At 66.1% G+C, this 26,784-nt stretch carries 26 protein-coding genes; 12 read left to right on the top strand and 14 right to left on the bottom strand.

Features of this window, described 5'->3' with window-relative positions; all coding sequences use genetic code 11:
• The first annotated feature begins 8 nt into the window (after positions 1–8).
• Positions 9–323, top strand: a complete 315-nt coding sequence (locus ACQR0W_RS13525) for a hypothetical protein (protein WP_316187085.1) — start codon at positions 9–11, stop codon at positions 321–323.
• 242 nt (positions 324–565) lie between these two features.
• Here ACQR0W_RS13525 and ACQR0W_RS13520 read toward each other — a convergent pair whose 3' ends face one another.
• Positions 566–1,132 (bottom strand): hypothetical protein, encoded by a 567-nt coding sequence (locus tag ACQR0W_RS13520; protein WP_316187086.1) that lies wholly within the window; start codon positions 1,130–1,132, stop codon positions 566–568.
• Positions 1,133–1,324: 192 nt separating this feature from the next.
• Positions 1,325–1,663, bottom strand: a complete 339-nt coding sequence (locus ACQR0W_RS13515) for a putative quinol monooxygenase (RefSeq protein ID WP_316187087.1) — start codon at positions 1,661–1,663, stop codon at positions 1,325–1,327.
• 489 nt (positions 1,664–2,152) lie between these two features.
• Between ACQR0W_RS13515 and ACQR0W_RS13510 the strand changes: the two genes are divergently transcribed.
• The 4 genes from ACQR0W_RS13510 (at position 2,153) to ACQR0W_RS13495 (ending at position 6,735) form a co-directional block, all read left to right on the top strand.
• The gene (locus ACQR0W_RS13510; protein ID WP_316187088.1) at positions 2,153–3,391 is read left to right on the top strand and encodes an FAD-binding protein; all 1,239 of its coding nucleotides are present in this window, start codon (positions 2,153–2,155) and stop codon (positions 3,389–3,391) included.
• Positions 3,388–4,710 carry a glycolate oxidase subunit GlcF gene (gene glcF / locus ACQR0W_RS13505; protein ID WP_316187089.1) on the top strand — a complete coding sequence of 441 codons (1,323 nt, stop codon included), beginning with the start codon at positions 3,388–3,390 and terminating at the stop codon, positions 4,708–4,710. Before ACQR0W_RS13510 ends, glcF begins: the two co-directional genes overlap by 4 nt.
• Positions 4,711–4,785: 75 nt before the next feature.
• Positions 4,786–5,253: a hypothetical protein gene (locus ACQR0W_RS13500; RefSeq protein ID WP_316187090.1), complete on the top strand. Its 468-nt coding sequence runs from the start codon at positions 4,786–4,788 to the stop codon at positions 5,251–5,253.
• Positions 5,254–5,739: 486 nt separating this feature from the next.
• Positions 5,740–6,735, top strand: coding sequence for a TorF family putative porin (locus ACQR0W_RS13495; protein WP_315753412.1), 996 nt, complete (start codon positions 5,740–5,742; stop codon positions 6,733–6,735).
• A gap of 85 nt (positions 6,736–6,820) precedes the next feature.
• On the opposite strand, the gene ACQR0W_RS13490 is transcribed toward ACQR0W_RS13495, so the two are convergent.
• Positions 6,821–8,581 carry an ABC transporter ATP-binding protein/permease gene (locus ACQR0W_RS13490; protein ID WP_315825402.1) on the bottom strand — a complete coding sequence of 587 codons (1,761 nt, stop codon included), beginning with the start codon at positions 8,579–8,581 and terminating at the stop codon, positions 6,821–6,823.
• A gap of 322 nt (positions 8,582–8,903) precedes the next feature.
• On the opposite strand from ACQR0W_RS13490, the gene ACQR0W_RS13485 reads away from it, so the two are divergent.
• Positions 8,904–10,568 (top strand): L-lactate permease, encoded by a 1,665-nt coding sequence (locus tag ACQR0W_RS13485; protein ID WP_315716663.1) that lies wholly within the window; start codon positions 8,904–8,906, stop codon positions 10,566–10,568.
• A gap of 150 nt (positions 10,569–10,718) precedes the next feature.
• On the top strand, positions 10,719–11,126 hold the full coding sequence (locus ACQR0W_RS13480) for an META domain-containing protein (RefSeq protein ID WP_409977975.1): 408 nt from the start codon (positions 10,719–10,721) through the stop codon (positions 11,124–11,126).
• A 251-nt stretch (positions 11,127–11,377) separates the two neighbouring features.
• Here ACQR0W_RS13480 and ACQR0W_RS13475 read toward each other — a convergent pair whose 3' ends face one another.
• From ACQR0W_RS13475 to groES, 3 genes are all read right to left on the bottom strand, one after another.
• The gene (locus ACQR0W_RS13475) at positions 11,378–12,568 is read right to left on the bottom strand and encodes a hypothetical protein (protein ID WP_315753414.1); all 1,191 of its coding nucleotides are present in this window, start codon (positions 12,566–12,568) and stop codon (positions 11,378–11,380) included.
• A gap of 140 nt (positions 12,569–12,708) precedes the next feature.
• Complete coding sequence (groL, locus tag ACQR0W_RS13470) at positions 12,709–14,352, bottom strand: chaperonin GroEL (protein WP_315716666.1); 1,644 nt, start codon at positions 14,350–14,352, stop codon at positions 12,709–12,711.
• Between the two features lie 121 nt (positions 14,353–14,473).
• The gene (gene groES, locus ACQR0W_RS13465) at positions 14,474–14,770 is read right to left on the bottom strand and encodes a co-chaperone GroES (protein ID WP_008961387.1); all 297 of its coding nucleotides are present in this window, start codon (positions 14,768–14,770) and stop codon (positions 14,474–14,476) included.
• 330 nt (positions 14,771–15,100) lie between these two features.
• Between groES and ACQR0W_RS13460 the strand changes: the two genes are divergently transcribed.
• Complete coding sequence (locus tag ACQR0W_RS13460) at positions 15,101–15,610, top strand: hypothetical protein (RefSeq protein WP_315716667.1); 510 nt, start codon at positions 15,101–15,103, stop codon at positions 15,608–15,610.
• A 112-nt stretch (positions 15,611–15,722) separates the two neighbouring features.
• Here ACQR0W_RS13460 and ACQR0W_RS13455 read toward each other — a convergent pair whose 3' ends face one another.
• Complete coding sequence (locus ACQR0W_RS13455) at positions 15,723–16,502, bottom strand: protein phosphatase CheZ (protein WP_315716668.1); 780 nt, start codon at positions 16,500–16,502, stop codon at positions 15,723–15,725.
• A gap of 307 nt (positions 16,503–16,809) precedes the next feature.
• Between ACQR0W_RS13455 and ACQR0W_RS13450 the strand changes: the two genes are divergently transcribed.
• Positions 16,810–17,601, top strand: a complete 792-nt coding sequence (locus tag ACQR0W_RS13450; RefSeq protein ID WP_315825398.1) for a L,D-transpeptidase — start codon at positions 16,810–16,812, stop codon at positions 17,599–17,601.
• 88 nt (positions 17,602–17,689) lie between these two features.
• Here ACQR0W_RS13450 and ACQR0W_RS13445 read toward each other — a convergent pair whose 3' ends face one another.
• The 6 genes from ACQR0W_RS13445 to ACQR0W_RS13420 form a co-directional block, all read right to left on the bottom strand.
• Positions 17,690–18,493 (bottom strand): DUF2076 domain-containing protein, encoded by an 804-nt coding sequence (locus ACQR0W_RS13445; protein ID WP_315716671.1) that lies wholly within the window; start codon positions 18,491–18,493, stop codon positions 17,690–17,692.
• Positions 18,494–18,704: 211 nt separating this feature from the next.
• Positions 18,705–19,547 carry a ChbG/HpnK family deacetylase gene (locus ACQR0W_RS13440; RefSeq protein ID WP_315716672.1) on the bottom strand — a complete coding sequence of 281 codons (843 nt, stop codon included), beginning with the start codon at positions 19,545–19,547 and terminating at the stop codon, positions 18,705–18,707.
• Complete coding sequence (locus ACQR0W_RS13435; RefSeq protein ID WP_315716673.1) at positions 19,544–20,587, bottom strand: glycosyltransferase family 2 protein; 1,044 nt, start codon at positions 20,585–20,587, stop codon at positions 19,544–19,546. The genes ACQR0W_RS13440 and ACQR0W_RS13435 overlap by 4 nt, the downstream gene beginning before the upstream one ends.
• Positions 20,588–20,657: 70 nt before the next feature.
• The gene (hisG, locus tag ACQR0W_RS13430; RefSeq protein WP_315753420.1) at positions 20,658–21,635 is read right to left on the bottom strand and encodes an ATP phosphoribosyltransferase; all 978 of its coding nucleotides are present in this window, start codon (positions 21,633–21,635) and stop codon (positions 20,658–20,660) included.
• Complete coding sequence (locus ACQR0W_RS13425) at positions 21,632–22,792, bottom strand: ATP phosphoribosyltransferase regulatory subunit (protein ID WP_316171668.1); 1,161 nt, start codon at positions 22,790–22,792, stop codon at positions 21,632–21,634. Before ACQR0W_RS13425 ends, hisG begins: the two co-directional genes overlap by 4 nt.
• Positions 22,793–22,911: 119 nt before the next feature.
• Complete coding sequence (locus tag ACQR0W_RS13420; RefSeq protein ID WP_316171667.1) at positions 22,912–23,664, bottom strand: 16S rRNA (uracil(1498)-N(3))-methyltransferase; 753 nt, start codon at positions 23,662–23,664, stop codon at positions 22,912–22,914.
• Between the two features lie 208 nt (positions 23,665–23,872).
• Between ACQR0W_RS13420 and ACQR0W_RS13415 the strand changes: the two genes are divergently transcribed.
• The 3 genes from ACQR0W_RS13415 to ubiA all read left to right on the top strand — a co-directional run bounded on the left by ACQR0W_RS13415 (position 23,873) and on the right by ubiA (position 26,169).
• Complete coding sequence (locus tag ACQR0W_RS13415; RefSeq protein ID WP_316171666.1) at positions 23,873–24,304, top strand: hypothetical protein; 432 nt, start codon at positions 23,873–23,875, stop codon at positions 24,302–24,304.
• Between the two features lie 258 nt (positions 24,305–24,562).
• Positions 24,563–25,240, top strand: coding sequence for a hypothetical protein (locus tag ACQR0W_RS13410; RefSeq protein ID WP_409998679.1), 678 nt, complete (start codon positions 24,563–24,565; stop codon positions 25,238–25,240).
• Positions 25,237–26,169, top strand: coding sequence for a 4-hydroxybenzoate octaprenyltransferase (gene ubiA, locus ACQR0W_RS13405; RefSeq protein ID WP_315753422.1), 933 nt, complete (start codon positions 25,237–25,239; stop codon positions 26,167–26,169). Before ACQR0W_RS13410 ends, ubiA begins: the two co-directional genes overlap by 4 nt.
• Here ubiA and ACQR0W_RS13400 read toward each other — a convergent pair whose 3' ends face one another.
• The gene (locus tag ACQR0W_RS13400) at positions 26,170–26,694 is read right to left on the bottom strand and encodes a DUF6101 family protein (protein WP_315753424.1); all 525 of its coding nucleotides are present in this window, start codon (positions 26,692–26,694) and stop codon (positions 26,170–26,172) included.
• Positions 26,695–26,784: the final 90 nt, after the last annotated feature.

The following is a 26,784-nucleotide window of genomic DNA, read 5'->3' as shown; positions in this document are numbered from 1 at the left end:
AGGGCGAGATGTCACCCGAGCTACAATCCATCTTGATCCCTCTGCTGATGGCCTGCATCGTCATGGCCTCATTCCATGGCAGCGCAATGATGGCTAAAAAGCGCGTGCCGGTCTGGAAAGCAGGCACTTCAGTCTGGTTTTGGAGAACGGTCTCTCTCACTGGAGTCGAGCGGCGAGCGAAGACAATATGGGTGGACCGTTTTGGCTATGATCCTGCCGACGCCCTTGTGCTAGCTCAGTACCAATCGCAAGCCTACTTTCTTGCCGTATTCGGTATCGTTAGCTTTTTCTTAGTTGCTTGGTACTTCTTGAGCAAACACTGACCAAAAGATCAAAAGGGTGCAGCGCGTAGGGCGGATTAGCCGAAGGCGTAATCCGCCGCGTGGCGGCTGGAAAAGTCGGCGGGTTACGCTGCGCTAACCCGCCCTACGGACTGGCGCGCTGATGAGTCTTGAGCGCGGCTTCGTCGCGAAGCAGTTCATAGAACAGGAACTACGCCGGGCTTGGTTGGCGCGGGATATCAGGGGCTACGATGGCGCTGCACCTAGTTAGCTCAACAAGCCATCTACCGCCGCCCGCTGCCGGAGGCCGGGACGTTGATCGTGCAGGGCCGATAAAGCGCTTGGAGCTCCTTGCCGCGAAGGAAGATCGGATGTGCGGTCAGGCCGCCATGGCGCGTGATCCATCGTTTGATCGGCGCCGGGTAGAGGTCAAATAGCATCCGCGTTGCTTCCGGGTTCGGGACAGTGCGAAAAAAGGGGCCCAGATCGTCAGTTTCCCTGAACGTGAACACGGCTCTCGGGGTGACGCAGATCCTGTCGCGTGGAAGGGTCCCCAGCACGATCGTGCAGGCGCCCCCGCAGAGTCCGTCGATGATGACGTGCTCGCCGGAGTCGCGCAGGAGTTTGAATTTGTCGACATAAGTCCCGATACGTCCGCCCGGGTCGTCGGCAATGCGCACCGTCGCCCGGCCGGTGGCCATGCCGGCCAGGACGAGCGCGGCGACCAGTATCCCCATCACAAGCTTCATCTGCATCCCGTCCAGTCGCATCAAATCCGATCGTCTTGCGTGATCCGCATCGTCGCACCGTTCATCGTCGTCGCGGTTTTGTCCAGAGAGGCCGTGGGACATGGACGGTGTCGTCCCGGCTCGTACCCCGGAGGGACGCAAGACAAGTCGGGATTACGGTGACAGTGCAATTTATTAATTGGCTCAGCGGGCGTTGCCACTGAAAAAAGCGGCCTCTGAAGGCGCCCACCCCTTTCATCGCGGAAAGGGACAGGCCGCTCTCCACCCAGTTCTGATCTTGACGGGTTCCCGGCGCTAGAGCAGCCCGTACTGCATCCGCTCGCGCCGGGCCAGCAACGGCAGGGCTTGGCCGGCGATGTAGGTCTTGAAGTGGTCGCTCTCCTGGTGGGCCTTGAACGCGGCTTCGTCGCGGAACAGCTCGTAGAACAGGAACTGCGCCGGGTTGTCCTTGGCGCGGGAGATCAGGAACAGTTTTGCGCCGGGCTCGCGCTGCGCCTCGGGCAGGAAGCGCGACAGGATCTCGGCGACGCGGTCGGCCTCGCCGTCCCTGGCCTCCCATTGCGCCACCACCAGCAGGCCGCCGCCGCTGACGGCCTCGTTCACGGTTTTCGTTGCGATGGCGTATCCGGTCATGGGGATTGGTCCTCTCGTTGATGGTGTGCGAGGGGATTGATAGTCCGGTTCGTGGTATCGATCCTTCGATGGCGGACGAAGGATGGATGCGCGCATGAGGGCGTCGGGCGGATGAGCCGAAGGCGTAACCCGCCATGGTCTGGAGAAGTCGGCGGGTTACGCTTCGCTAACCCGCCCTACGGGCTGGGAGATCGGATTGCATCGAGCATGCAAGCCGGGTGGGTGGCAGGTCTCACCACGCGCACGTGCCGTGCAGTTGCCCCTCACCCCGACCCTCTCAGCGCGAGCGAAGCTCGTCGCGGCCCCGTGAAGAACGGGGAGAGGGGGCGCGCCGTCTTTCGGGGCTCGCGGCGAGCCCTGCAGACCGCTTGGAACGTTCCATCCCGCCCGCCCTTGTGTCCGGGCCGCAACGCTTTAGAAAGGCCCCAACAGGGGTGGCCGCGCGTTGCGCTCGACCATCGTCATCATCAACAAGCGAGGCGAGCAGCGGTGGACGCTCTCAAGGTACGCAACGCAGCCGACGTGGAGGAGGTGGTCCGCTCGGCCATCGCCAATGAGCAGCCGCTCGATGTGATCGGCCATGGCTCGAAGCGCGGAATCGGGCAGGTCACCGCGACCAATGCCGTGCTCGACCTTTCGGCGCTGAGCGCGGTCGTCGCCTACGAGCCGAACGAGCTCATCATCACGGCGCAGGCGGGCGCACCGCTCGCCGACCTCTTGTCGCTGATCGATTCGAAGAGCCAGCAATTCGCGTTCGAGCCGATGTATACGGGGCCACTGCTCGGCACGGCCGGGCGCGGCACGCTGGGCGGCATGATCGCGGCGGGGCTGGCTGGTCCGCGGCGCATCCGCGCCGGCGGGGTGCGCGACCATCTGCTCGGGGCGCATGCCGTCTCCGGGTTCGGCGAGAGCTTCAAGACCGGCGGCAAGGTGGTCAAGAACGTCACCGGCTACGATCTCTGCAAGCTGCTGGCGGGCTCCTGGGGCACGCTGGCGGTCATGACCGAGGCGACCCTGAAGGTGATGCCGCGGCCGGAGTCGGAGCGCAGTCTGGTGCTGCGCGGGCTCGACGACCTCAAGGCCAACCGGGCCATGACGGCGGCGCTCGGCTCGCCGTTCGATGTGTCCGGAGCCGCGCATCTGCCGGCCTCGACCTTGCGGCCGGAGGTCGCCGGGTTGAGCCCGACCGGCTCGCCGCGCGAGGCGGTCACGGTGATCAGGCTGGAGGGCATCACGGCGTCCGCGGCGCATCGGGCGGCGTCGCTCGCCAAGCAGCTCGCGACCTTCGGCGCGGCCGAGATCATCGCGGACGACGCCTCCGCCGATGTCTGGAGCGCCGTCCGCGACGTGCTGCCGTTCGCGGCCGATGGGCCGCTCGGCGCCTGGACGGTGTGGCGGATCGTCTGCCCGCCGGTGTCGGGCGGCGCCATCGGGCAGGCCTTGACGCGCCAGACCGGCGGCGAGGTGATCTATGACTGGGGCGGGGGGCTGATCTGGGCCGCGCTGCCGCCGCAGCCCGATGCGTCCGCGGGGCTGGTGCGCAAGCTGGTGGAGGCCGTCGGCGGTCACGCCACCCTGCTGCGCGCGTGGGACGAGATGCGTCTGGCGGTCGACGTCTTCCACCCGCAGCCGCCGGGTGTCGCCGCGCTGGAAGAGCGGGTTCGCGTCTCCTTCGATCCCAAGACCATTCTCAACCGCGGCAGGATGCGTCGGAGCGTTGCGTCATGAAGACCGAATTCACCTTGGCGCAGCTCGCCGATCCCGACATCGCGGTCGCCGACAAGATCCTGCGCGCCTGCGTGCATTGCGGCTTCTGCACCGCGACCTGTCCGACCTACGTGCTGCTCGGCGACGAGCTCGACAGCCCGCGCGGGCGCATCTACCTGATCAAGCAGATGCTCGAGAAGGACCAGGCACCGACCGCCGACGTGGTCAAGCATATCGACCGCTGCCTGTCGTGCCTGTCCTGCATGACGACCTGCCCGTCGGGCGTCCACTACATGCACCTCGTCGATCAGGCGCGGGTGCGAATCGAGCAGCGCTACCAGCGCCCGCTGACCGACCGGTGGCTCCGCGCCGTGCTCGCCTATGTGCTGCCGCGGCCGCGCGAGTTTCGGCTGGCGATGACCCTGGCGCGGCTCGGCCGGCCGTTGAAGGCGCTGCTGCCGGCGTCCTCCGCGACGCGAACACCTGCGCCGGGCCTGCTGCGGCGCGTCAGGGCGATGCTCGATCTGGCGCCCGCCGCGGCGCTGCCGCCGCCGGGGCCAGCGGGCGGCAGCGTGTTTGCCGCGCAGGGAGCGCGGCGCGGCCGCGTGGCGCTGCTGCAGGGCTGCGCGCAAGCGGCGCTGGCGCCGCGCATCAACCAGGCCGCGATCAGCGTCCTGACACGGCACGGCGTCGAGGTCGTGCTGGTCAGGGACGAGCAATGCTGCGGTGCGCTGACCCACCACATGGGGCAGGATGCCGACGCGCTGGCGCGGGCGCGCGCCAATGTCGACGCGTGGACCGCGGAGATGAAACGCGGCGGTCTCGACGCCATCCTGGTGACGACCTCGGGCTGCGGCACCGTCATCAAGGACTACGGACACATGCTGCGCGAAGACCCGCAATATGCGGCGGCCGCGGCCGCCGTGTCGGCGATGGCGAAGGACATCACCGAGTATCTCGCCGGTCTCGAACTGGCCTCCGCCTCTCGGCGCGACGACATCGTCGTCGCCTATCACTCGGCCTGCTCACTGCAACATGGGCAGAAAATCACGAGCATTCCGAAAGAATTGCTTTCCAAGTCCGGATTCGTGGTGAAAGATATACCGGAGAGTCATTTGTGTTGCGGTTCGGCGGGGACCTACAACATTCTCCAGCCTGACATCGCGATGAAGCTGCGCGATCGCAAGGTCGCCAACATCGCGACCGTCAAGCCGAATGTGATCGCGGCGGGCAATATCGGCTGCATGATGCAGATTGCCAGCGGCACCTCTGTCCCCGTCGTGCACACCGTTGAGCTTCTCGACTGGGCGACGGGCGGTCCGCGGCCAGGAATGATTTGACGGATGGGCGCGTGCTGACTGCCGGCCCGTCCCGCCGGACGAGCTGATCGAACGGTGGCAACTGGAGGGTTTCTGATGGCGAAGGACAAGAAGGCGAAGAAGGACAAGAAAGAAAAGAAGAAGCTGATGGCGCAGGCCAAGTCAGCGAAGAAGGCGACGAAGAAGTCCGCCAAGAAGGCTGCAAAGAAGTCTGCACCGAAGTCCGCGAAAAAGGCTGCCAAGAAGGCCGCCAAGGCGCCCGCCAAGAAGGCGAAGAAGGCCGTGAAGGCCGCGGCGAAGAAGGCGGCCAAGAGCCCGGCCAAGGCGCCTGCCAAGAAGGCTGCTGCGAAGAAGGCGCCCGCCAAGAAGGCCAAGACGTCGGCCGCAAAGGCTCCCGCCGCGCCGAAGAAGAAGGCCGCCAAGAAGCGGGCTCCCAAGATGGCTCCGCTGGTCGAGACCCCGGCAGTGAACGAGACCGAATCGGCTGCCGAGACCAGCTGGGCGATGCCGAGCGCGGCCCCCGAGGAGCACGAAGACGGCGAGGGGACCGCCTCCGGAAACTGATCTTTCCGGTCCGGATCGTTCTCACCACCAGACGAATTCACATCGGGAGGCCGCGGCGGCAACGCTGCGGCCTTCTCGTTTGTTGCCGGCGCCTGTCGTCTGGCTTCTGGCGTCTGCGTCGGCTCCTAATTGCCGATGGATCTGTTCGTCGGAGCCGTCGCCCCGCAGATCTACGGCCGGGCGAATCCGACCTCGTTACGCCGCGTCGTTTTGCTTGGGACACCACGATTCCAGCGCGTCGGCACAACCGAATGTGCGTCCTGGCGTGCGTTCGGACACGGAGATTTGTTGTTCAAATGCAACACGCGCTGACTACCTGCCGTAGAATTGTCAAAACGCCCAAAAAGGCGGCAGATGCCGCGCTTTTTTGCTTCACGTGCGGCGAGACCCTGGCACAAATTGTGTCTGGATGACGCAGCCGGTCTTGTTTGCGCCCTGGGGGGCCAAGGTGGGGCAGGCTTTTCGAAATAGGTAATGGGGATCGTCATGAAGAAGTGGGCTTTGCTGGCAACGGCGCTGGCAATGGTTTCGGGATCGGCTTCGGCGGCGGACATGGCGGTCAAGGCCTACAAGGCTCCGCCTCCGGTCGCGTTCGAGCCGTGGGACATCGCGTTCGGCGCGGCGATCATGAACGACTACGTGTTCCGCGGCGTCACCCAGTCGAACCACAAGCCGTCGGTCGCCGCCTATTTCGAGCCGCGCTACAACGTCAACAAGGACCTGCAGTTCTACGTCGGCGTCGCCGGCGAGAGCATTTCCTTCCCGAACCGCGCTGCTGCCGAGATCGACATCTACGGCGGTGTCCGCCCGACCTTCGGCGCCTTCGCCTTCGACATCGGCGTCTGGGGCTATCTGTATCCGGGCGGGACCTGCTATTACGGCGGTGGCGCCACGACGGACTTCGCCGGCCGCGCCCTGAGCGCCGAGTGCCAGGCCAACACCCTGACCAACCTCAACGTGATGAAGAAGGACGTCTCGTTCTTCGAAGTCTACGGCAAGATGAACTACACGGTGAACGATAACTGGACGTTCGGCATCACCGAGTTCTACTCGCCGAGCTTCCTGAACACCGGCGCCTGGGGCAACTACGCATCGGTCACCGGCAAGTGGACCGCGCCCAGCACCACCTTCGGCTCCAGCGGCGTCGGCATGTATGTGTCGGGTGAGTTCGGCCGCCAGTGGTTCGGCACCTCCGACTCGTTCTACGGCACGGCCGCCTTCCCGAATGGTATCAAGTATGCCGACTACAACACCTGGAACATCGGTGTCGGCTTCACCTACAAGGTGTTCACGCTGGACCTGCGCTACTCCGACACCAACCTCTCCAAGGGTGATTGCAACGCCTTCACCAGCGACTTCACCGGCAGCGGCACGACCAACGTGACCGCGATCAACCCGACCGGCGTCGGCTCGAAGTGGTGCGGCGCGACCGGCATCGCCAAGCTCTCGGTCGACCTGACGGCGATGACCAACCTGAAGTAATCACCGCAAGGCGGATCGAACTCATCACGAAGGGCGGCAGAGCAATCTGCCGCCCTTCTGCTTTGCTGGCGCAGCGGCGCTCGCGTCAGCTGCCTCCATCCGCGGTCGCGTCGGCCGCCTGTCCGGCCGGCCGCAGCGAGAACCGGTCGCCATCCCGAATCAGCTCGACCTTTCGATCGTGGAACTCGTGCAGGGTCGAGCGGTGGCCGATCGAGACGACGGTGGTCTGCGGCAGCCGTTCGGCGATGACCCGATAGAGCCTGGCTTCGCTCGGCTCGTCGAGCGAGGCCGTGGCCTCATCGAGGAAGAGATATTGGGGCGCATGCAGCAGCGCGCGGGCAATTCCGAGCCGCTGCTGCTCGCCGAGCGACAGCATCCGGTTCCAGTGCGAGTCCTCGTCCAGGCGGTCCGCCAGTTGCGGCAGACCGACGGCCACCAGCGCCTCCCTGACCTGCTCGACGCTGAAAGCGTCCGCCGCCGCGGGATAGACGATCGCCGCCTTGAGCGCGCCGATCGGGAAGTAGGGCCGCTGCGGCAGCATCATCAGCTTGGCATGCGAGGGCACGCTGATGGCGCCGCTGCCGAACGGCCAGACGCCGGCGATGGCGCGGAACAGCGTCGACTTGCCGGCGCCGGAGGGCCCGGTCAGCAGCGTGCGCTCGTTGTTGCCGATGCTGAACCCGTCGGCCGCGACCAGCGGCAGGCCATTGGGCAGCTTCAGCAGCAGCTGGGCGAGATCGATGCTGTCGCCGGCATGGTCGACGACATCGATCGTCTGCGGCTCGCCCGAGAGCTTGTGCGCGCTCTCGATGGACATGTCGAAGCCGTCGAGGCGGGCGACGGTCGAGCGCCAGTCGGCAAGCGTCCGGTAAGTCGTCACGAAGAACGACAGCGCGCCCTGCACCGTCGAGAACGCGGACGCCGTCTGCATGATGCCGCCCATCTGGATCGACTTGGCGAAGTAGGCCGGCGCAACGAGCACATAGGGAAAGATCACGGCCGCCTGCGAATAGCCCGCCGTGAAGGCCGTCAGCCGCTTGGTCCGGCTCATGATCTGGTACCAGTTCTGCACGACCCGGCCGAAGCGGGTTCCGAGCTGACCTTGCTCGGCGCCTTCGCCGCGCAGCAGCGCGATCTGCTCGGAGCTTTCGCGCACCCGCACCAGGTTGAAGCGGAAGTCGGCCTCGTAGCGCTGCTGCTCGAAGTTGAGATTGACGAGCGGCGAGCCGATCCAATGCGTCAGGATGGTCCCGAAGATCGCATAGATCAGCGCGATCCAGACCAGGTAGCCGGGGATCGCGATGTCGGTGCCGAACAGCTGCAGCGGGGCATCGGTCGACAGCCCCCAGAGCACCACCATGAACGATGCGAGCGAGACGATCGAGCTGAGCAGGCCGATGGTGATGTTCAGCGTCTTGTCGACGAACAGCTGCACGTCGTCGGCAATGCGCTGGTCCGGGTTGTCGGCGATGTCGCCCTTGAGCTGCATGCGATAGTGCGTGGCGTTGTCCAGCCAGCGGCGCAGGTAGACGTCGGTCATCCACCGCCGCCAGCGGATCTGCAGCCATTGATTGAGATAGAGCTGGTAGACGGCCAGGATGATGAAGATGGTCGCCAGTACGGCGAATACGCCGATTTCCCAGATGAAGCTGTTCCAATCATACTGCTGCAGCGCGTTGAAGAACCTGTTCTGCCACTGGTTCACCAGCACCTGGATCGCAACGAGCGACAGTTCGATCGCAATGACGGCGGCGAGGAGGATGCGGCCGGCGACCTTGTCCTCGGAGCGGAAGTAGGGAATGGCGATCCGCCAGACGGTGGCGACGGTCGAGCGCAGATTGTTCACAGAGGGGCTGCTCCTGAGAAAAGGTCTTAACAGGCTGGCGAAAAACGAGAAAATCGCGGTTGGCACCGCCTGCCTAGACTAAAGTCGTAATCTGGCGGGTGGCCGCCGGCTTGTCGGTCGCGTGTGACAAACCGTAGCATGGGGCAGGGGAGAGGGACTGCGACCGCCGCCAGATTTCGCGAGAATTTGAGCAGAGTTGGGCGTTGCCGGTTTTGTGATCTGCTTTTCCGACCTGTGCCAGGCTTGGGGGCCTGGGCGAGCAGACCTGATCCGTCCCGCCGGCCTCAGGTCCAACAACAAGAACGTGGGGGGAGAAGTCACGATGTGGAATCAAATCTACGACCCGTTGGGGAGCCCGGCGCTGTCGACGCTGGCCGCCGCCGTCCCGGTGGTGACGCTGCTGGTGCTGATCGCCAGTGGCAAGGTCAAGGCACACATCGCGGCGATCATCGCCGTGATCCTGACCAACCTGATCACGATCTTCGTCTTTACGATGCCGGCCAACATGTCGCTGCGCGCGACGTTTCTGGGCGTCATCACCGGGTTCTTTCCGATCGGCTGGATCGTCCTGAACGTCATCTTCCTCTACCAGGTCACGGTTTCCACCGGACGGTTCGAGCTACTGAAGCGCGCCATCGGTGGCGTCACGGAGGACCGGCGGCTGCAACTGTTGCTGGTCGCCTTCTCCTTCGGCGCGTTCTTCGAGGGCGCGTCCGGCTTCGGCACCCCGGTGGCGATCACCGGTGCCGTGCTGATCGGTCTCGGCTTCTCGCCGCTCGCGGCCTCCGGCCTGTCGCTGATCGCCAACACCGCCCCGGTCGCCTATGGCGCGCTGGGCACGCCGATCCAGGGCCTCGCCTCGGTCACCGGTCTCGACCCTTACATCCTCGGCGCGATGGTCGGCCGGCAGCTGCCGGTGTTCTCGCTGATCGTGCCGTTCTGGGTGATCTGGGCGTTCGCGGGCTGGAAGGGCATGAAGGACATCTGGCCGGCGATCCTGGTCACCGGCGTCTCCTTCGCGGTGCCGCAATTCCTGATCTCGAACTACATCAATCCGTGGATCGTCGACATCGGCGCCTCGCTGATCTCGATGGGCGCGCTGATCCTGTTCCTCAAGGTCTGGCAGCCAAGGCAGCTGTGGCTGTCGCCAGCGTTGCGCGGGCGTGACGAATCGGCCGCCACGATGACGGCGGCGAAGCCGCTGGACCGCACGCCGCTGACGCAAGCCGAGCTCTGGGGCGCGCTGCTGCCCTGGATCATCGTCTGCGTCATCATGCTGATCTGGGGCAACGGCGCCTTCAAGGCCTGGGCGAACTCGATCTTCACCTGGAACTATCCGGTGCCCGAGCTCGACAAGCTGATCAACAAGATGCCGCCGGTGGCTGCGAAGCCGACGCCGGAAGGCGCGGTGTTCTCGTTCACCTACCTGACCTTCACCGGCACCGGCATGCTGATCGCCGCGATCATCTCCGGCTTCCTGATGGGTGTCGGACCGGGCAGACTGATCGCGGAATACGGCCGCACCATCCGTCTCTGCGCGATCTCGCTGATCACGATCTCGGCGATGCTCGCGATCGGCACGCTGACCCGGCTGTCCGGCGTCGATGCCACGCTCGGCTTGGCCTTCGCTGCGACAGGCGTGCTCTATCCGTTCTTCGGCACCTTGCTCGGCTGGTTGGGCGTGGCGCTGACGGGATCGGATACGGCCTCGAACGTGCTGTTCGGAAACCTGCAGAAGATCACCTCCGAGCAGCTCGGCCTGTCCCCTGTCCTGATGGCGGCCGCCAACTCCTCCGGCGGTGTCATGGGCAAGATGATCGATGCGCAGTCGATCGTCGTCGCCTCGACCGCCACCAACTGGTACGGCCACGAGAGCTCGATCCTGCGCTACGTCTTCCTGCATTCGATCGTGCTGGCCTGTCTGGTCGGCCTGTTCGTCACCTTGCAGGCCTATGTCTATCCGTTCACGGCGATGGTGCTGAAGTAGCAACACCGGCAGCGACAAAAGCCCCGCGCCGTAGCTGCGGCGCGGGGCTTGCTATGTTTGGAACACATTTGTGCGGGAGCCGTGCTGGCGGTCGCCGGGCCGATCGCTTAAGAGGCGAGCCCTGCACGTGATGATGTGTCGAGAGGAACGATGCGAGTAGTGAAGCGAGCTTGCGCCAAACTGGCCGCGGCCCTGTTGATGTCGGCCGTGCCCCTTGCCGCCGCCTCGGCGGAGGAATTTCCCTTCGGCATGGAGATGACGCTGGATGCGCTGCCGCAGCCGGGCTCGAAGCGGGTGCCGGATCTCGACATCGGCGACAACGGTGATGCTGTGCTCGAGCTGTGGTGCAAGGGCGGCAAGGGGCAGTTCTCGGTCGCCGGCAACACCATCGTGTTCATCGCCGGCAAGATCGAGGACCGCAACTGCCCGGCGGCGCGCGCGCAGGCCGACGACGAACTGATCGCGGCGCTGAGCGCGGTGACGAACTGGAAGCGTCAGGGCGACCTGATCATCTTCATCGGACCGAAGACGCTGCGCTTCCGGCTGAACACGAATTGAGTCGGGACGGTCGTTTCTAAATTCCCAGCCACACTGATCCAAGTGGAGCCCCGTCTTTCACCCTCCCCTGGAGGGGGAGGGTCGCCTCTCATGAGCGCAGCGAATGGGAGGCGGGGTGGGGTGATCTCTCCACGTGCACCGGTGCCCGCGGCGTCACCCTACCCCGCTCGCCCGCTTCGCGCGCGATCGACCCTCCCCCTCCAGGGGAGGGTGGCATCTGAGATCGCGGCGCCATGCCGTCATGGCTCGCCTTACTTCCAGACCGAGTTGTCCGCATCCCAGCGCTTGGCCTTGAAGGCCTTCGCCAGCTCGTCGATGGCGCCGCCATCATCCCGCGTGTCGCCTTCCTCGTCGCCCGAGGATTCGTCCGACAGGATCAGCTTGGCGCTCGAGGCCTCATCGATGGTGGTCGTCGTCGGGCTGCTGATCCAGAGCATCAGCGCGTCCGCGCCGCCCGGCTTGTCCGCCGAGACGAGGCCGGTGACCTCGATGACGTCGGTGAGCTCCAGGGCCGGCATCAGCTGGCTCGGCCGCTTCAACGTCAATTTCAGCTTGCCGCTGACCGGATTCCACGCCGCGCTCGTCGGCTTGGCATTGTAGGTCCTGGCCAGGACGTCGGAGATGGCGCCCGCCAGCTTGTCGCGGTTGATCTTGTCACCGTCGCGCCAGTCGGCCGCCGCAAAGCGGATGGTGCGGTCCATCTCGATGGTGCCTGCGGTCCAGCCGGCCGTCACGACGCCGTTCATGCTCCGCGCTTTCGCGATCAGCGCGCCGGCGCGGTCAGGGTCGACCGTCATGCTGATGGTCTGCTCGCCCGCGCGCAAGGCATCGCAGCTCACGATCAGGCTCGACAGCGAGACTTCGACGTTCTCGCCCTTCAAGCTCTTGAGGAAGTCGGTCATCGCGTCGAGCTTGAGCCGGACCGAGACCGCCTCGGGCGAGACGTCGGTGAAGTCCTTCGGCTGGGCGCTGATGCCGTCGTCGCTCGACTGGCTCTCCTGGAACTCCTTCTCGCTGACGTCGGAATTGTCGGTCGACGCCACCTCGGTGACGCTCTTGCCGATCGTGATCTGGCCGCGGAACTCGAACGTGTCGCCGGTCGGCTTGCGATTGAGCTTCACCGTGACCGGCTCCTTGGCGCCGTTGCTCTGGGTCGCGCCGGTCAAGGTCTGGCCGTTGACCGTGAGGCTGACCACGAAGCGGTCCTTGCGATCCGAATTCTTTGCGACGGGATAGCAGACGTCGAGCGTGGCGGCGGTGACGGTCTTGCCCTGGCGCGTCTCCTTCAGGATCACGTCGGCATTGCCGTCCATCAGGCCGTCGATCGCGGTGAAATACCGAGTCTCGTTGGCGGGGGCCTTGGTCCCGCTCTTGCTCTGGGCCCAACCGAGTTCCGGCGCGGCCGCTGCAATCACGGCCAGCGCAAGCAAAATCGCGCGCATCTGAAAATCCTTGTGGGGGCAGAATCGGCCTTAAGCTGTAGCGCCGATTTGCGGTCGCTGCACCCCCGGTGCGGACACTCGGCCAAAAAGAAGGCCGCCCGGAGGCGGCCTTCCTGAATGTGAGATGTCGAAAGCAGGGCTCAGAAGCCCATGCCGCCCATGCCACCCATGCCGCCGCCGGCCGGCATCGCCGGAGCAGCATCCTTCGGCAGCTCGGCGACCATGGCCTCGGTGGTGACCAGGAGGCCTGCGACCGACGAGGCGTCCTGCAGCGCGGTGCGGACCACCTTGGCCGGGTCGATGATGCCCTTGGCGACCATATCGACATAATCCTCGGTCTGCGCGTCGAAGCCGAAGGTCTCGGACTTCTCGTCCAGGATCTTGCCGACCACGATCGAGCCTTCGACGCCGGCGTTCTCGGAGATCTGGCGAATCGGAGCCTCGAGCGCCTTCAGCACGATGTTGATGCCGGCCTGGACGTCCGAATTGGCGTTGGTGATGCGGCCGACCGCCTTCTTGGCGCGCAGCAGCGCCACGCCGCCGCCGGGGACGATGCCTTCCTGCACCGCAGCGCGGGTCGCGTTGAGGGCGTCCTCGACGCGGTCCTTCTTCTCCTTGACCTCGATCTCGGTCGCGCCGCCGACGCGGATCACCGCGACGCCGCCGGCGAGCTTGGCCAGACGCTCCTGCAGCTTCTCACGGTCGTAGTCCGAGGTGGTCTCCTCGATCTGCGCCTTGATCTGGCCGACGCGCGACTCGATGTCGGCCTTCTTGCCGGCGCCGTTGACGATCGTGGTGTTCTCCTTGTCGATCACGACCTTCTTGGCGCGGCCGAGCATCTTGATCGTGACGTTCTCGAGCTTCATGCCGAGATCTTCCGAGATCAGCTGACCACCGGTCAGGATCGCGATGTCCTCGAGCATGGCCTTGCGGCGATCACCGAAGCCCGGCGCCTTGACGGCGGCGACCTTGAGGCCGCCGCGCAGGCGGTTGACGACCAGCGTCGCCAGCGCTTCGCCCTCGACGTCCTCGGCGATGATCAGCAGCGGGCGGCCCGACTGCACCACGGCTTCGAGCACCGGCAGCATGGCCTGCAGGCCCGACAGCTTCTTCTCGTGCAGGAGCACGTAGACGTCGTCCAGCTCGGCGGTCATCTTCTCGGCATTGGTGACGAAGTAGGGCGAGAGATAGCCCCGGTCGAACTTCATGCCTTCGACGATGTCGACCTCGGTATCGAGCGACTTGTTCTCCTCGACCGTGATGACGCCCTCGTTGCCGACCTTCTGCATCGCCTGGGCGATCATCTTGCCGATCGCGGCGTCGCCGTTGGCGGAGATGGTGCCGACCTGGGCGACCTCGGAGGACGAGGCGACCGGCTTGGCGCGCTTCTCGATGTCCTTGATCACGGCGGCCACCGCGATGTCGATGCCGCGCTTGAGGTCCATCGGGTTCATGCCGGCGGCAACCGCCTTGGCGCCCTCGCGCACGATGGCCTGGGCCAGCACGGTCGCGGTGGTGGTGCCGTCACCGGCGGTGTCGTTGGTCTTGGAGGCGACCTCGCGCAGCATCTGCGCGCCCATGTTCTCGAACTTGTCCTCCAGCTCGATCTCCTTGGCGACGGTGACGCCGTCCTTGGTGATGCGCGGAGCGCCGAAGCTCTTCTCGATGACGACATTGCGGCCCTTCGGGCCGAGCGTCACCTTGACGGCGTTGGCGAGAATGTCGACGCCGCGCAGCATGCGGTCGCGTGCGTCGCCGGCGAATTTGACGTCCTTGGCTGCCATTTCAGAATTCTCCTGGAGTAGACCTCGACGGCGAGGGGCGTGATCGCCCGTCTGTCGCCGGAACGAGGTTGCAGAGCATTTTCGCCCGGGGCGGCTGATCGCCGCCCCCGACAGGTCGGGATCAGGCGACGACGCCCATGATGTCGGACTCCTTCATGATCAGGAGTTCCTCGCCGTCCAGCTTGACCTCGGTGCCGGACCACTTGCCGAACAGCACGCGGTCGCCGACCTTGACGTCGATCGGGATCAGCTTGCCGCTCTCGTCGCGGCCGCCCGGGCCGACGGCGACGACTTCGCCCTGCGAGGGCTTTTCCTTGGCGCTGTCGGGAATGATGATGCCGCCCTTGGTCTTCTCTTCGGCGTCGATGCGCTTAACCACGACGCGGTCGTGCAGGGGACGAAACTTCGATTTGGCCATGACGGATCCCTTTTGGGGTGCTTGGATAAGTGTTGCTGTCGGAGGAAATCTGAATGCGGCCACATTGAACGCCCACTTGGCGCCAACTGGCTCGCAGCCTTAGCAATCCCGCCCTCCGAGTGCTAAAGACCGCTCGGGGAAATATGGCTTGCGGCTGTTCCTGTCAAGCAACGGCCAGCCGTTAAGCCGTTCTTGAGGCTGTTAGGGGATGTTGTCCCGGGCCAGACATGTTAGTGGAGCGGCGTCGTCATCCGACGTCATTGCTCTGACGAGCGTTTTGCGCTTGGTTGCCGGACGGGGCAGCCATGATCTTGTTCCTAAGGGGATGCCATGACGAGTTCACGGTGCGCGCGGCCGGTTGCCAATCTCGCGATCGCGTCAGCGCTCACGATGCTTCTGGGAGCGTGCACGGGCTTCAGCCTGTCGCCGTCGACCCCCATGCAGCAGACCGAGGCGCCGGTCGAGCCCGAGGTGCCGGCCACGATTCGCGCCGAGGATCTCGTGGGCAAATGGGGGCTTGCCGCCTACAACAACCCGAATGACCGCCCGCGCACCGAAAAGATGGCTTTGGCGCAGTGCAAACAGCCCTACGTCATCGGGGCAGGCACGTCCGGTGGTGTCGTGATGCACCTAGCCGACCAGGCGACTCCCCAGGAACTGCGCTTGAAGGGATCGGCCAGCGGCAAGAACTACATCGGCCCGGCCGGACCGCCCGGCGGCGAGCAGGACCGCGAGGTCGTCTCCTTCGACGGCCGTGTGCTGATCACCCGCTTCGTCGACAAGGATGCGGCGACCCGTTACCAGACGATGGTCTACGTCCGCTGCGGACCGCGCGCCTGAGATCCGGGCGAACATCCCGCAAAGGTCGAGAGTCGAACGAAAAACGCCGGCGATAGCGCCGGCGTTCCTGTATGGTGACGTTGCCTGGAGCGGTCGCTGGGACTGGCCGAGGTCAGTTGAACATCGCGTCGATGTCGTCCTGCGAAGCGTGGCCGACGTCGCCTTCCGCCTTCGGGCCGTTCAGCAGCCGGGCGTCGCCCTCGCGGTGGTCGACGATCGGCGGCGTATGCGCCTTGATGGCGTCGACGCCGCCCCAGATGTCCATCATCACCACGATGTGGTGCTCGATGAACTTCATCGTGGTCATGACCTTGTTGATGCGCTGACCGGTCAGGTCCTGGAAGTTGCAGGCCTCGAAGATCGAGACCACGCGCTCCTGGATCTCTTCGCTCAGGATCTTCTGCTGGTCGGCCGAGTCCACCTTGGACAGCGCGCTGGCGGCCTGGTCGATCGCCTCCGCGGCTTCCAGGATCTGCTGCGTCGCCTGCTCGGTGCCGCCGACGACCGCGCCGAGCTCGCCGTTGACCTTGGCCATCTCCTCGCCGTTGAAGCTCTTGGCATGGAGGGTCGCGATCTCGCCCTTGGTGCGGTTGATCGCGTCGTGGATCAGGTCGAGCTCGACCTTGAGCTTTTCGCACTGCTCGATCTGGGCGCGATAGGTCTCGAGCAGCGCGCGCGCTTCGGCGACCTCGCGTGCGGCGGACTCTTCGATGGCGGCGTTTGCCGTGTTGCTGCCGCCGCTGCGGATCGCATTGGCCATCTGGGAGCGGATCGCGCGCAGCTCGTCCATGATTTCCTTGTGGTTGGGGCCGATCTCGCCGCCCACGAATTCAGGCTCCGGCATATGGCCGACGATTGCTTCTTCGATACGGAAACGCTTGCGAACAGCCATGATAGTATCCCTGACCTTTTGCTCGGATCAGTTCTACGCAGAGGCTATTTAACATCGCGTTCACGCCAGGAACCGCCGTTGGGCAACGCTGGCGTGCATCGTGCGTCAACTATTAACCACGCTCCGCCGGCCTTCACGCAAAATAAACGCTAGCGATCAAAACCGCCGACGTATGCAGCGATGGTGAATCCCGGCGCCTCCCGCGTTTACCAAAGCGATCGGGTTTTGCTCTTTATTGACGATACGCGGCGGCGTTGCCGCCTCGCGCGACGAACAGTCTCCAGACGAAACAGTACAGAGTACGTCGATGTTCAAATCATTCTCCACAGCGCTGCTGGCCGGCGCATGCGCATTCCATTCAGGTCTGGATCGGGCTGCGGCCCAGGGATTTCAGCAGCCGACCGTGATTTACAGCGGGCCGCCGCAGCAGTCCGCGCCGGTGCGCACCGCCTATGTCGAACGCTCGCGCATGGGTGGCGGCTTCATCGAATTCCTGTTCGGGGATCCGCAAGGCGGCCGCGGCGCGCCTCCGCCGGGACAGCCGATGTACCAGCAGCAGCCGTCCTACTACGAGCCGCAGCGGCTGGCGCCGGGCATGGTCCCGCAGCAGGGAGTACCGGATGAGGAGGCCTATGAGCAGACGCAGCGGCCGCTCGATCCGAAATACGAGAAACAGATCGTTGACTACGACGGCAAAGAACGGCCGGGCACGATCGTCATCGATACGCCGAACAAGTTCCTCTATCTGGTTCAGGGCGAGGGCAGGGCGCTCCGCTATGGCATCGGCGTCGGCCGCCCCGGCTTCACCTGGTCGGGCGTGAAGACGATCTCGGCCAAGCGCGAATGGCCGGACTGGACGCCGCCGCCGGAAATGCTCGCGCGCCGGCCCGACCTGCCGCGGCACATGGAGGGCGGACCGCAGAACCCGCTCGGCGCACGCGCGATGTATCTCGGCTCGTCGCTGTATCGGATCCACGGTTCGAACGAGCCATGGACGATCGGCACCAACGTTTCGTCAGGCTGTATCCGGATGCGCAACGAGGATGTCATCGACCTCTATGGCCGCGTGAACGTCGGTGCTCGGGTCATCGTGCTCTGACGACCGCCGCTGCACGACATCCGCAACTGAAAAAGGCCGCCCGTGGGGCGGCCTTTCGCATTCTTCAGTTCGCTGCGACCTGGGAGCATCAAGCGTAGTCGCTGCCACCGTCGTCGTCGCCATAGCCGTCATCAGCGTCGAAGTCGGCCGCGTCGTTGTCATTGCCGCTGTCGTCATAGTTCGCCTGGTCGAACAGGCCGGCACGGCCACCGTCGCCGCCCGAACGGCCGATGTCGTCGAGACCGGCGTCGCGCGCCAGCGAGCCGCTGGACTGGTCGCCGCTCCACGGGCCGGCACCACCGCCGCGCTCCTCGATGATCGTGGTGTCACCGAACGCCTGATGCGACCCGCCGCCCATCATCGAGCGGATGCCGCCGAGCAGCAGCGAGCCGCCGACCATGCCCGCCGCAGCGGCCGCCGCCGTTCCGAGGAACGAGCCGCCTCCACCGCCGAACATGCCGCCACGCGGCTGGCCGAAGCCGCCCTGATCGTAAGGGCCGGGCTGACCGGGATAGCCGGGCTGGCCCTGGTAGCCCGGGGGCATCGCCTGACCGCTGTTCCAGACCGGTCGGCTCTGCGACGGCGGCGGCACGTTGGGGACCGAACCGCGGCTGCCCGAGCCGAAGATGCTGTCGCGCATCGAATCGAGGAAGCCGCCGGACTGGGCCTGCTGCGGGGCCTGGGCGTGCTGCAGCTCCTCGATGCGGGCATTGGCGCGCTTCAAGGCTTCGTCCTGCACCAGCACCGTCTGCACCAGCGCGTAGACGGCATTGGGAGCCCGCTGCAGCGCCTGGGCGATGGCGGCGGCGGCCTCCGGATCACGCGGTGCACTCTCCAACTTGGCAAGCCGGTCGAACAGATCGTCGATGAGTTGGCGTTCTTGCGGTGTCATGTCGTTCTCCTGCCGCTTGCCTTGTTCCGGCCAAGCGCGGCCAAGATTTAGGGGGACTTTGTGGCCCGGCCAGCCGGGGCGCGGATTAAATTTCCGTATGCGACACAGCGTCTCTCGGGCTTGCGCAGCGTTTTGGACCTCGATGTTGCCCGCACTACAGGAGGAACGCAGCCGGGCGGCCTTTTGTTCGTCGCAGACCCGCAAGATCCGTTCAGGCCAGCGTCATCCGCCGGCGGTCGAGCAGCGCTGGAAAATGCTCGCCGGCGAGATAGGCGTGCTCGTGCTCGCGCTGGACGGTCAAGGGATCGAGCTCGATCAGGACGTCGTCGACGAAGCCGGGGTGGCACATCACCAGCCCGTCCTCGGGCAGCTCCTCCAGGAAGCCGTCCATCAACGTGGCGAAATCCGAGGTCTTGCTGAAGTCGTAGGCGCCGGCGAAGGCAGGATTGAAGGCGATCTCGGCCCGCTTGGCATGACGGCGGAATTGGGCGCTCAGGACGTCCAGCAGCAGCGCCTTCGGTGCCGTCAGCCGCTGCATCAGCGGCACGTTCCGCCCCCCCTGACGCACCCAGGCCGCCGGCGCGGCTTCCTTGACCGCGGCGAGGAAGCCCTCGCGCACCTGCGGATAGAGCTGGGCGTGCTGATGGCCGTCGACGAAATCCGGGGCGCGGCCGAACAGCTCGCCGAACGCCGCAAGCTGCACCAGCACCTCGGCGCGGATCAGCTCGGGATCGAGCCGGCGGGACATTCCGGCGCGCAGCAGCTTGGGAAAGGGCAGGAACATGCCGCCCTCCGACGGGCGGAAGTGCATGGTGAGGGGCCGGAACGGCGCGGTCAGCGTGACATGCAGGCCGATGGCGCAGCGCGGGCTGTCGGACGCGACCTTGGTCAGCTCCGTCACCTCGTCGCGTCCGATCGCGGCGCCCACGGTCATCACCGAGGTAGCGTTCAGCCGACCGCGCGCGATCAGGTCGCGGATGGCGCTGTTGACCCCGGGGCTGATGCCATAGTCATCGGCGCACAGCCAGATGCGCCGGTGCGGGGTGGCGCTCATTCGGCGGCGTTCCTCTCGGCGCCGTCGCTCCGTGCATCGAGCGCTGCACGCTTCTCGCTGTGCTCGGCGACGAAGTAGATCGGACGCGCTTTCAGCTCGGACAGGATCTTGCCGATATACTCGCCCATGATGCCGATCATGATCAGCTGCACGCCGCCGATCGTCATCAGGCCGACCATCAGCGAGGGATAGCCAGGCACCGATTTGCCGGTTGTGAAGGTCTCCCAGAGGATCGAGAGGCCGAACAGGAACGCGGCCGAGGCCAGCAGGATTCCGAGCAGACTGGCGAAGCGCAAAGGCGCGACCGAGAACGAGGTGAGACCTTCGATCGACAGGCCTAGCAGGCCGGTCAGGTTGAAGGTTGTGACGCCATGGGCGCGGGCCGCTGGCTCATAGTCGACGCGGATCTGACGGAAGCCGATCCAGCTCGCCAGGCCCTTGAAGAAGCGGTTGCGCTCGGGCAGCTGCCGTAGCGCGGCCACCGCGCGCGGCGACAGCAGGCGGAAGTCGCCGGCATCCTCCGGAATCTTCTGCCGCGCCCCCCAGTTGATGAGCGCGTAGAAGCCGTGAACGGCGACCCGGCGCAGGAACGGCTCGTTGTCGCGATGCGCCTTGGCGGTATAGACGACGTCGTAGCCGTCCTTGATCCAGTGCGTGACGAGTTGCTCGACCAGGGCCGGCGGATGCTGGCCGTCGCCGTCCATGAACAGCACCGCGCCGCGCCGGGCATGATCGAGGCCGGCCATCAGCGCGGCCTCCTTGCCGAAATTGCGCGACAGCGACACGACCTGCACATCGAGCGCATCGGCCTGCAGGGTGCGGGCGATCGCGAGCGTGTTGTCGCGGCTGCCATCGTCGACATAAACGAGCTCACAGGCGAGACCGAAGCGCTGACGCAGGGTGCGTGCGAGATTGTTCAGCCGCTCGTGCAGCGCCGTCAGTCCCGCGCCCTCGTTATAGACGGGGATAACGATCGACAGTCCCTGCGACGCGGCGTCGGCCGCGGTCGTGGTCAGGTCGGACACGTCAGTTCCCAGCATCGCTCAGAGTCCTCGTTCTCCTACCAACATATGGTAGTCGCGCTCACCTGTCGCTACGATGAACGGCGATTTATGATCGCAGGAAGGCCTCGAGGCGGGCAAACAGCGGATTCTCGCGGTCGAGCACGTAGTCGAGCGAGGCGACCGAGACGGTCTCGGCGCCATGCGTGCGCAGAAAGCTGCCGAGCGCGTAGATCTGCGCCGGCGGGCAGTGCAGGGTGAGCATGCCGGACGAGGTCGGGCCGCCGAACGGCGCCACGACGCCGAAACGGTTGTGCGCCTCGGTCAGCATTGCTGCGTCGCACCCTTTGAAGCGGGTGCGGACCTCGCGGTATTTGCTGGCGCGGGCGCGGGCATGGATGTGGTCGAGAATGATCCGGGCGCTCTCGCGCGGACCCTCCGACCAGTCGGCGTCGCGCGAGGCGACCAGGTTGGCCTGGCTGCGCAGGATCACGCCGTCGTCCAGCACCTTCAGCCCGTTGGCGGCGAGCGTCGAGCCGGTGCTGGTGATGTCGACGATCAGCTCGGCCGTGCCGACCGCGGGCGCGCCCTCGGTGGCGCCGGCGCTCTCGACGATGCGGTAATCGACGATGCCGTGGGCGGCGAAGAAGCTGCGCGTCAGGTTGATGTACTTGGTGGCGACGCGCATCCGGCGATTGTGCTGAGCGCGAAAACCGGTGGTGACGTCATCGAGATCGGCCATGGTCCGGACGTCGATCCAGGCCTGCGGCACCGCGACGACGACGTTGGCGCCGCCGAAGCCGAGCGTGTCGATCAGCAGCACGCGCTTGTCGGCATCGGTGATGCTCTCGCGCACGAGATCCTCGCCGGTGACGCCGAGATGCACGCTGCCGCGCGCCAGTTGCGAGGCGATCTCACTCGCAGAGAGATAGGCGATCTCGACATTGTCGAGACCTGCGATGGTGCCGCGATAGTCGCGCGCGCCGCCGGGCTTGGACAGGTTCAGCCCGGCGCGGCCGAAGAAGGCTTCGGCATTCTCCTGCAGACGTCCCTTGGAGGGAACGGCGAGGACGAGGGGGCCGCTCATGATGCTCTCCCGACCGGGGACTTGCCCACGGCGCTGCTCTGGGCCAGGCGCTCGATCCAGATCGAGAAGCCGACGGCCGGAATCGACTCGGCGGCGCCGAGCTGGCTCAGCAGGCCGTCATAACGGCCGCCGGCGACCAGCGGCTCGTCGCCATTGTCAGGATGATGCAGCTCGAACTCGAAACCGGTGTAGTAGTCGAGGCCGCGGCCGAACGACGTGGCGAAGCGCACCTTGGCGATGTCGATGCCGCGCTGGGCCATGAAGCCCGCGCGGGCCTCCAGCGCGTCGATCGCGGCCGAGATGTCGAGCTTGGCATCGGCGGCGAGGGCGCGAAGCTGCTGGACGGCTTCGGTCGGGCTGCCGCTGATGGCCAGGAAGCGCTTGATGCGGTCCAGCGCGTCACGCGGCAGCGCCCCGCTCTTGAGGGTGGACTGCTCGAGGAAGCGGTCGGCGATCTCCGCCACCGTGCGGCCGCCGACGGCGGTTGCGCCGGCAATCGACATCAGGTCGGTGACCAGAGCGAGCGCCGCCTTGCGGTCGGAGCCGGCCAGAGCGGCGAGCACGCCCTCATACTCGTTGCGCGGCGCCACCGAGGCGATCGCCAGCCGCTCGAGGTCCTGCGCCAGGGTGCGCTTGCGGTTGAAGTCCTTGATCAGCCGCCGCCGCCAGACCGGATAGAGATCGAGGGCGTCGATCAAGGCCGTGAACAGCGCGACGTCGCCGGTGCGGATATCCACCGCGGCAAGGCCGGCGGCGGCGGTCGCCTCGATCGCCAGCGCCAGCATCTCGGCATCGGCAGCGGGCCGGTCCTGGCGGCCGAACGATTCGATCCCGGCCTGCAGGAACTCGCTCGGGCGGCCCTCGCGGTAGCGAAATACTGGACCAAGGTAGCTGAAGCCGGCCGGCTGCCCGGCGCGGGCCGAGCCGAGGTAGTCACGGGCGACGGGAATGGTCAGGTCGGGGCGCAGGCACAGCTCTTCGCCAGCGGCGTCGCTGGTCAGATAGAGGCTCTTGCGGATGTCCTCCCCGGAGAGGTCGAGGAACGGCTCGGCCGGCTGCAGGATCGCCGGCTCGGCCCGCTCATAGCCGGCCTGGGCGAAGGATTGCAGCAGCGTGTCCGCCCACGCGGCGGGTCCGGTCGGAGCGGGTCCGGTCATGTCGATTCGAGTTCCAAAGTGGCTTGGGCGCCCGCTGGAAGCGGCGGCTGCCCCTTAGCATGGCCGTTTGACGGTTTCGACTGGGAATGGCCGCGGCGCGCCACAATTGGTCGGATGCCTTAACCGCGGGCTCCGGCCCAGTCTCCGAGCGTCGCCTGAATCACGGCGAGGGCGGCGACGCCGGCCGTATCCGCGCGCAGGATGCGCGGGCCCAGGGCCAGCCTGATCACATGCGGCTGGCGCAGCAGCAGCGTCCGTTCATCGTCGGCGAAACCGCCCTCCGGTCCGATCAGCAGGTCGATGCCGGCCGCATTCTGGCCGCCGCGCAGGGCCTGCAGCGGATCGGCCAGTTCGGCCGCCTCGTCGCAGAACACCAGCAGCCGCTCGGGTCGCCGCTGCGCGAGGAAGCGCTCCAGCGGCACCGGGTCCTTGACGTCGGCGAGGCTGAGGATGCCGCATTGCTCGGCGGCCTCGACCACGTTGGCGCGCATGCGCTCGCCATTCACGCGCGACACCTGGGTGCGACGGGTGATCACCGGCTCCAGCCGCGCGGCGCCCATCTCGACCGCCTTCTGCACCATGTAGTCCAGCCGCGCGTGCTTGAGCGGTGCGAAGACGTAGGCGATGTCCGGCAGGTGATCCTGCGGCCGGCTCTGCTGCTGGATCGTCAGGCCATCCGGCCGCTTGCGGCCCTCGATCACGGCCCGCCATTCGCCGTCGCGGCCGTTGAAGGCCAGCACGTGATCGCCGGCGCCAAGGCGCAGGACGTTGCCGAGATAATTTCCCTGGTTGCGGTCGAGCGCGACCGAGCCTCCCTCCTGCAGGGGCGCGTCGACGAACAGGCGCGGGGCGTTGAAGTCGTATGCGGGCATGGAGCGAAGCGGAGCCGATGATGGACGTTGCTTACCGGACCCACGCGCCAGCCGCAAAGCCGGAAGGGCCGTCACGTGGTGTTGTATCGGACATCGGCGATGGCGCCTTTCGGCCGTGCTGTCGACAGATTTTACCGTTTCGATCCCGCCGGTCGTCCCCCGGGACGGACATCCGACGATTCCGTAAGCCTCGATGCGGAGAACGGCCTTGATCTTGAGACATTCGACTTCGGCGCTTGCGATCTGGGCGCTGGTCGCGATCATCGCGGTGATGGTCGCCGCGCCGTCCCGGGCCGATGACAAGGCGGTCGCCGCGCCGCAACGGGCGGCCCCCGCGGTTCCGGGCGGTGCCAGCGTGGCTGGCTTCCGCCCGCCCGAGACCTGCCTGAAGGAGTTCACCCCGCTGCGGGACGAGACCGCCCGCCGGGCCAAGCTGCTCAAGGCGGCGACCGAGCGGCGCTTTGCGCCCGGCGAGGCCTGTCAGCTGGTGCATGACTACGAGCTCGCCCAGACCAAGATGATCGACTACGCGGTCGCGCATGCCTCGCTATGTGGAATCCCCGCCAAGATCACCGATCAGCTGAAGGCGAATCACGAAAACACCCTGGCCGTGATGCGCAAGGTGTGCACGGCGACGTGAACCGTCCCGCCGGCCGCCGAATTGGCGACTCCGGCTTGGGCGAGGGCGCGGAGTGAACGGATTTTTGGGCTCCGACGTTCGGGAAGGGCCTCGTTTTGGGCCTTTGCGCCGGTTGGAACCCGGCTGCGTCTCTGCGCCGCGGATGTGATCAAATCCGCGGTTGTGCTGGACGGGCGAGAATCGTAAAAGCCCCGGATCGGATCGTGCTTTCATCCGGAAGTGTTGAGGATTCTTGGTCTTGCCGGAGAACCAGCCTTGATCGTCCGCCAGTCTTTCATGCCGCTCGCCATTGCAGCGCTGGTGCTCTCCACAGGGCAGGTCTTCGCGCAGAGCTCGTTTCCCGCGCCGATGCCTGGCCAGGCCCAGACCAGCAATTCGCCGTTTCCACCCATCAACGGTGCGGCGCCGACCCGGGCTGCAGCCCCGGCAAGTCCGTTCCCCAGTCCAGGCGCCTCGGCGTTCGGCGGCGGTGGCGGTGGCGGCTTCCAGCCGGCCCCGATGGGAGCCGCGCCGCAGGGTGGCCCGCCGGAGAGCTGCATGAAGGAGTTCATGCCGCTGCGCGAGGAAGCCGAGCGTCGCGGCAAGCTGATCAAGGCCGCGAGCGACCGCAAGGCCTCGCCTGACGAGGCCTGCAAGCTGATCGCCAATTTCGGCAAGGCCGAAGTGAAGATGATCAAATATGTCGAGGCGCATGCGGCGAGCTGCGGCATCCCCCAGCAGATCTCCGATCAGCTGAAGGCCGGTCACAAGAACACCGACGCGCTGGAAAAGAAGGTCTGTGCCGTGGCGGCGCAGATGCAGTCGGGGGCCGGAAGGCCCGCGGCTCCGAGCCTGAGCGACGTGCTGGGCTCGTCGGCTGCGCTGCCTGAGGCCAACACGACGAAGAAGGGCGGTTCCGCCTTCGACACCATGACTGGCAACGTTCTCACCCGATGAGCACGACCGCCGTCCGCGTTGCTGACGCGACCGGCAACTGGGTCGACACGCTGGCGCCGGTGTGGAGCCGGCCTTACCTGCGGCTCGCCCGCTTCGATCGCCCGATCGGATCCTGGCTGCTGCTGATGCCGTGCTGGTGGTCGGCCGCTCTGGCGGCCGGGATCGGCGGGGACCTGTCCATGCTGCCGGCGTGGATCGGGCTCTATTTCGTCGGCGCGTTCGTCATGCGTGGCGCCGGCTGCACCTGGAACGACATCACCGACCGCGATCTCGACGCCAAGGTGGAGCGCACCCGTTCGCGACCGATTCCGGCCGGACAGGTCGGCGTGAAGCAGGCGCTCGCCTTCCTGGTGGCGCAGGCCCTGATCGGCTTGGTGGTGCTGCTACAGTTCAACCGGTTCGCGATCGCCACCGGCATCGCCTCGTTGCTGATCGTCGCGATCTATCCGTTCATGAAGCGTGTCACCTGGTGGCCGCAGGTCGTGCTGGGTCTCGCCTTCTCGTGGGGCGCGCTGATGGGATTTGCGGTTGCGTTCGGCCGCATCGATGCAACCGCGCTGCTGCTCTACGCCGGGTCGATCTCGTGGGTGATCGCCTATGACACGATCTACGCGCATCAGGACGCCGAGGATGACGCGCTGATCGGCATCAAGTCGACCGCGCGCCTGTTTGCCGAGCGCACCCATCTGGCGCTGGTCGTCTTCTACAGTTTGGCCGTGATGCTGATAGGGGCCGCCTTCGCGACCGCCCATGTGCATGTCGCGGCGTGGCTCGGGCTCGCGGGTTTTGCCGCGCATCTCGGCTGGCAGATCTGGCGTCTGGATATCGCCGATCCGGCGCTGTGCCTGCGGGTGTTCAAGTCGAACCGCGATGCTGGGCTGCTGCTGTTCGCAGCGCTGCTGGTCGATGCCGTGCTGCGCGCAACCTGATCAGTTGCGCGCGATGATCTCGCGCTCGCCGCGATGGACCGAGGCCGGATTGAGCTGGTAGCCGACACGGCGGCGCATCAGGAAGCGCGGGCGGCGCGAGCGGATCGCGTTGCGGCGGCGGCGGCGCGGCGTCGCCTCGCGGCGCGCGTCCTGCAACTGCGGCAGCGCGAACGTCTCGCTCCACATCGCCCACGCAGCAACGATCTCGTTCTGGTCGTCGCTGACGCAGAGCGGGATGGTCAGGGAGGGGTCGCGGTGGACGAGCACCAGCATCACCTGCGTGGCGTCGATTTCGCGCACGCCGATGCCGAGGAAGTCGCTGACGCGGAGGTTCAGGGCCATGCGCATGCCGCTGACGGCACGCCGCAGGACCACGCGCTCCCGGTGCAATTCGATCTGCCGGATCCCGCCATCGGCACGGGTATCGTGCGCGCTGTACGAGACGGGTAGGGAAAGAGGGTCGAGCCGCAGGACGCGGCCCGACCCAGCGGAATTGCTTCCGCCTGTTGCTGTTTGACGCCTCACGGCTTGGTCTCCCCGCCGGGATTATGCTCCCGGTCGATGCGTGTGACCTTGCCACGCGGATCGCCCGTATCGGCTTAACAAGCCTGGTTA

This window comes from Bradyrhizobium sp. HKCCYLRH1034 (assembly GCF_051168375.1).
GTDB lineage: Bacteria > Pseudomonadota > Alphaproteobacteria > Rhizobiales > Xanthobacteraceae > Bradyrhizobium.
The sequence above is the reverse complement of the archived record's forward strand: the minus strand, read 5'-3'. Positions and strand labels throughout refer to the sequence as shown.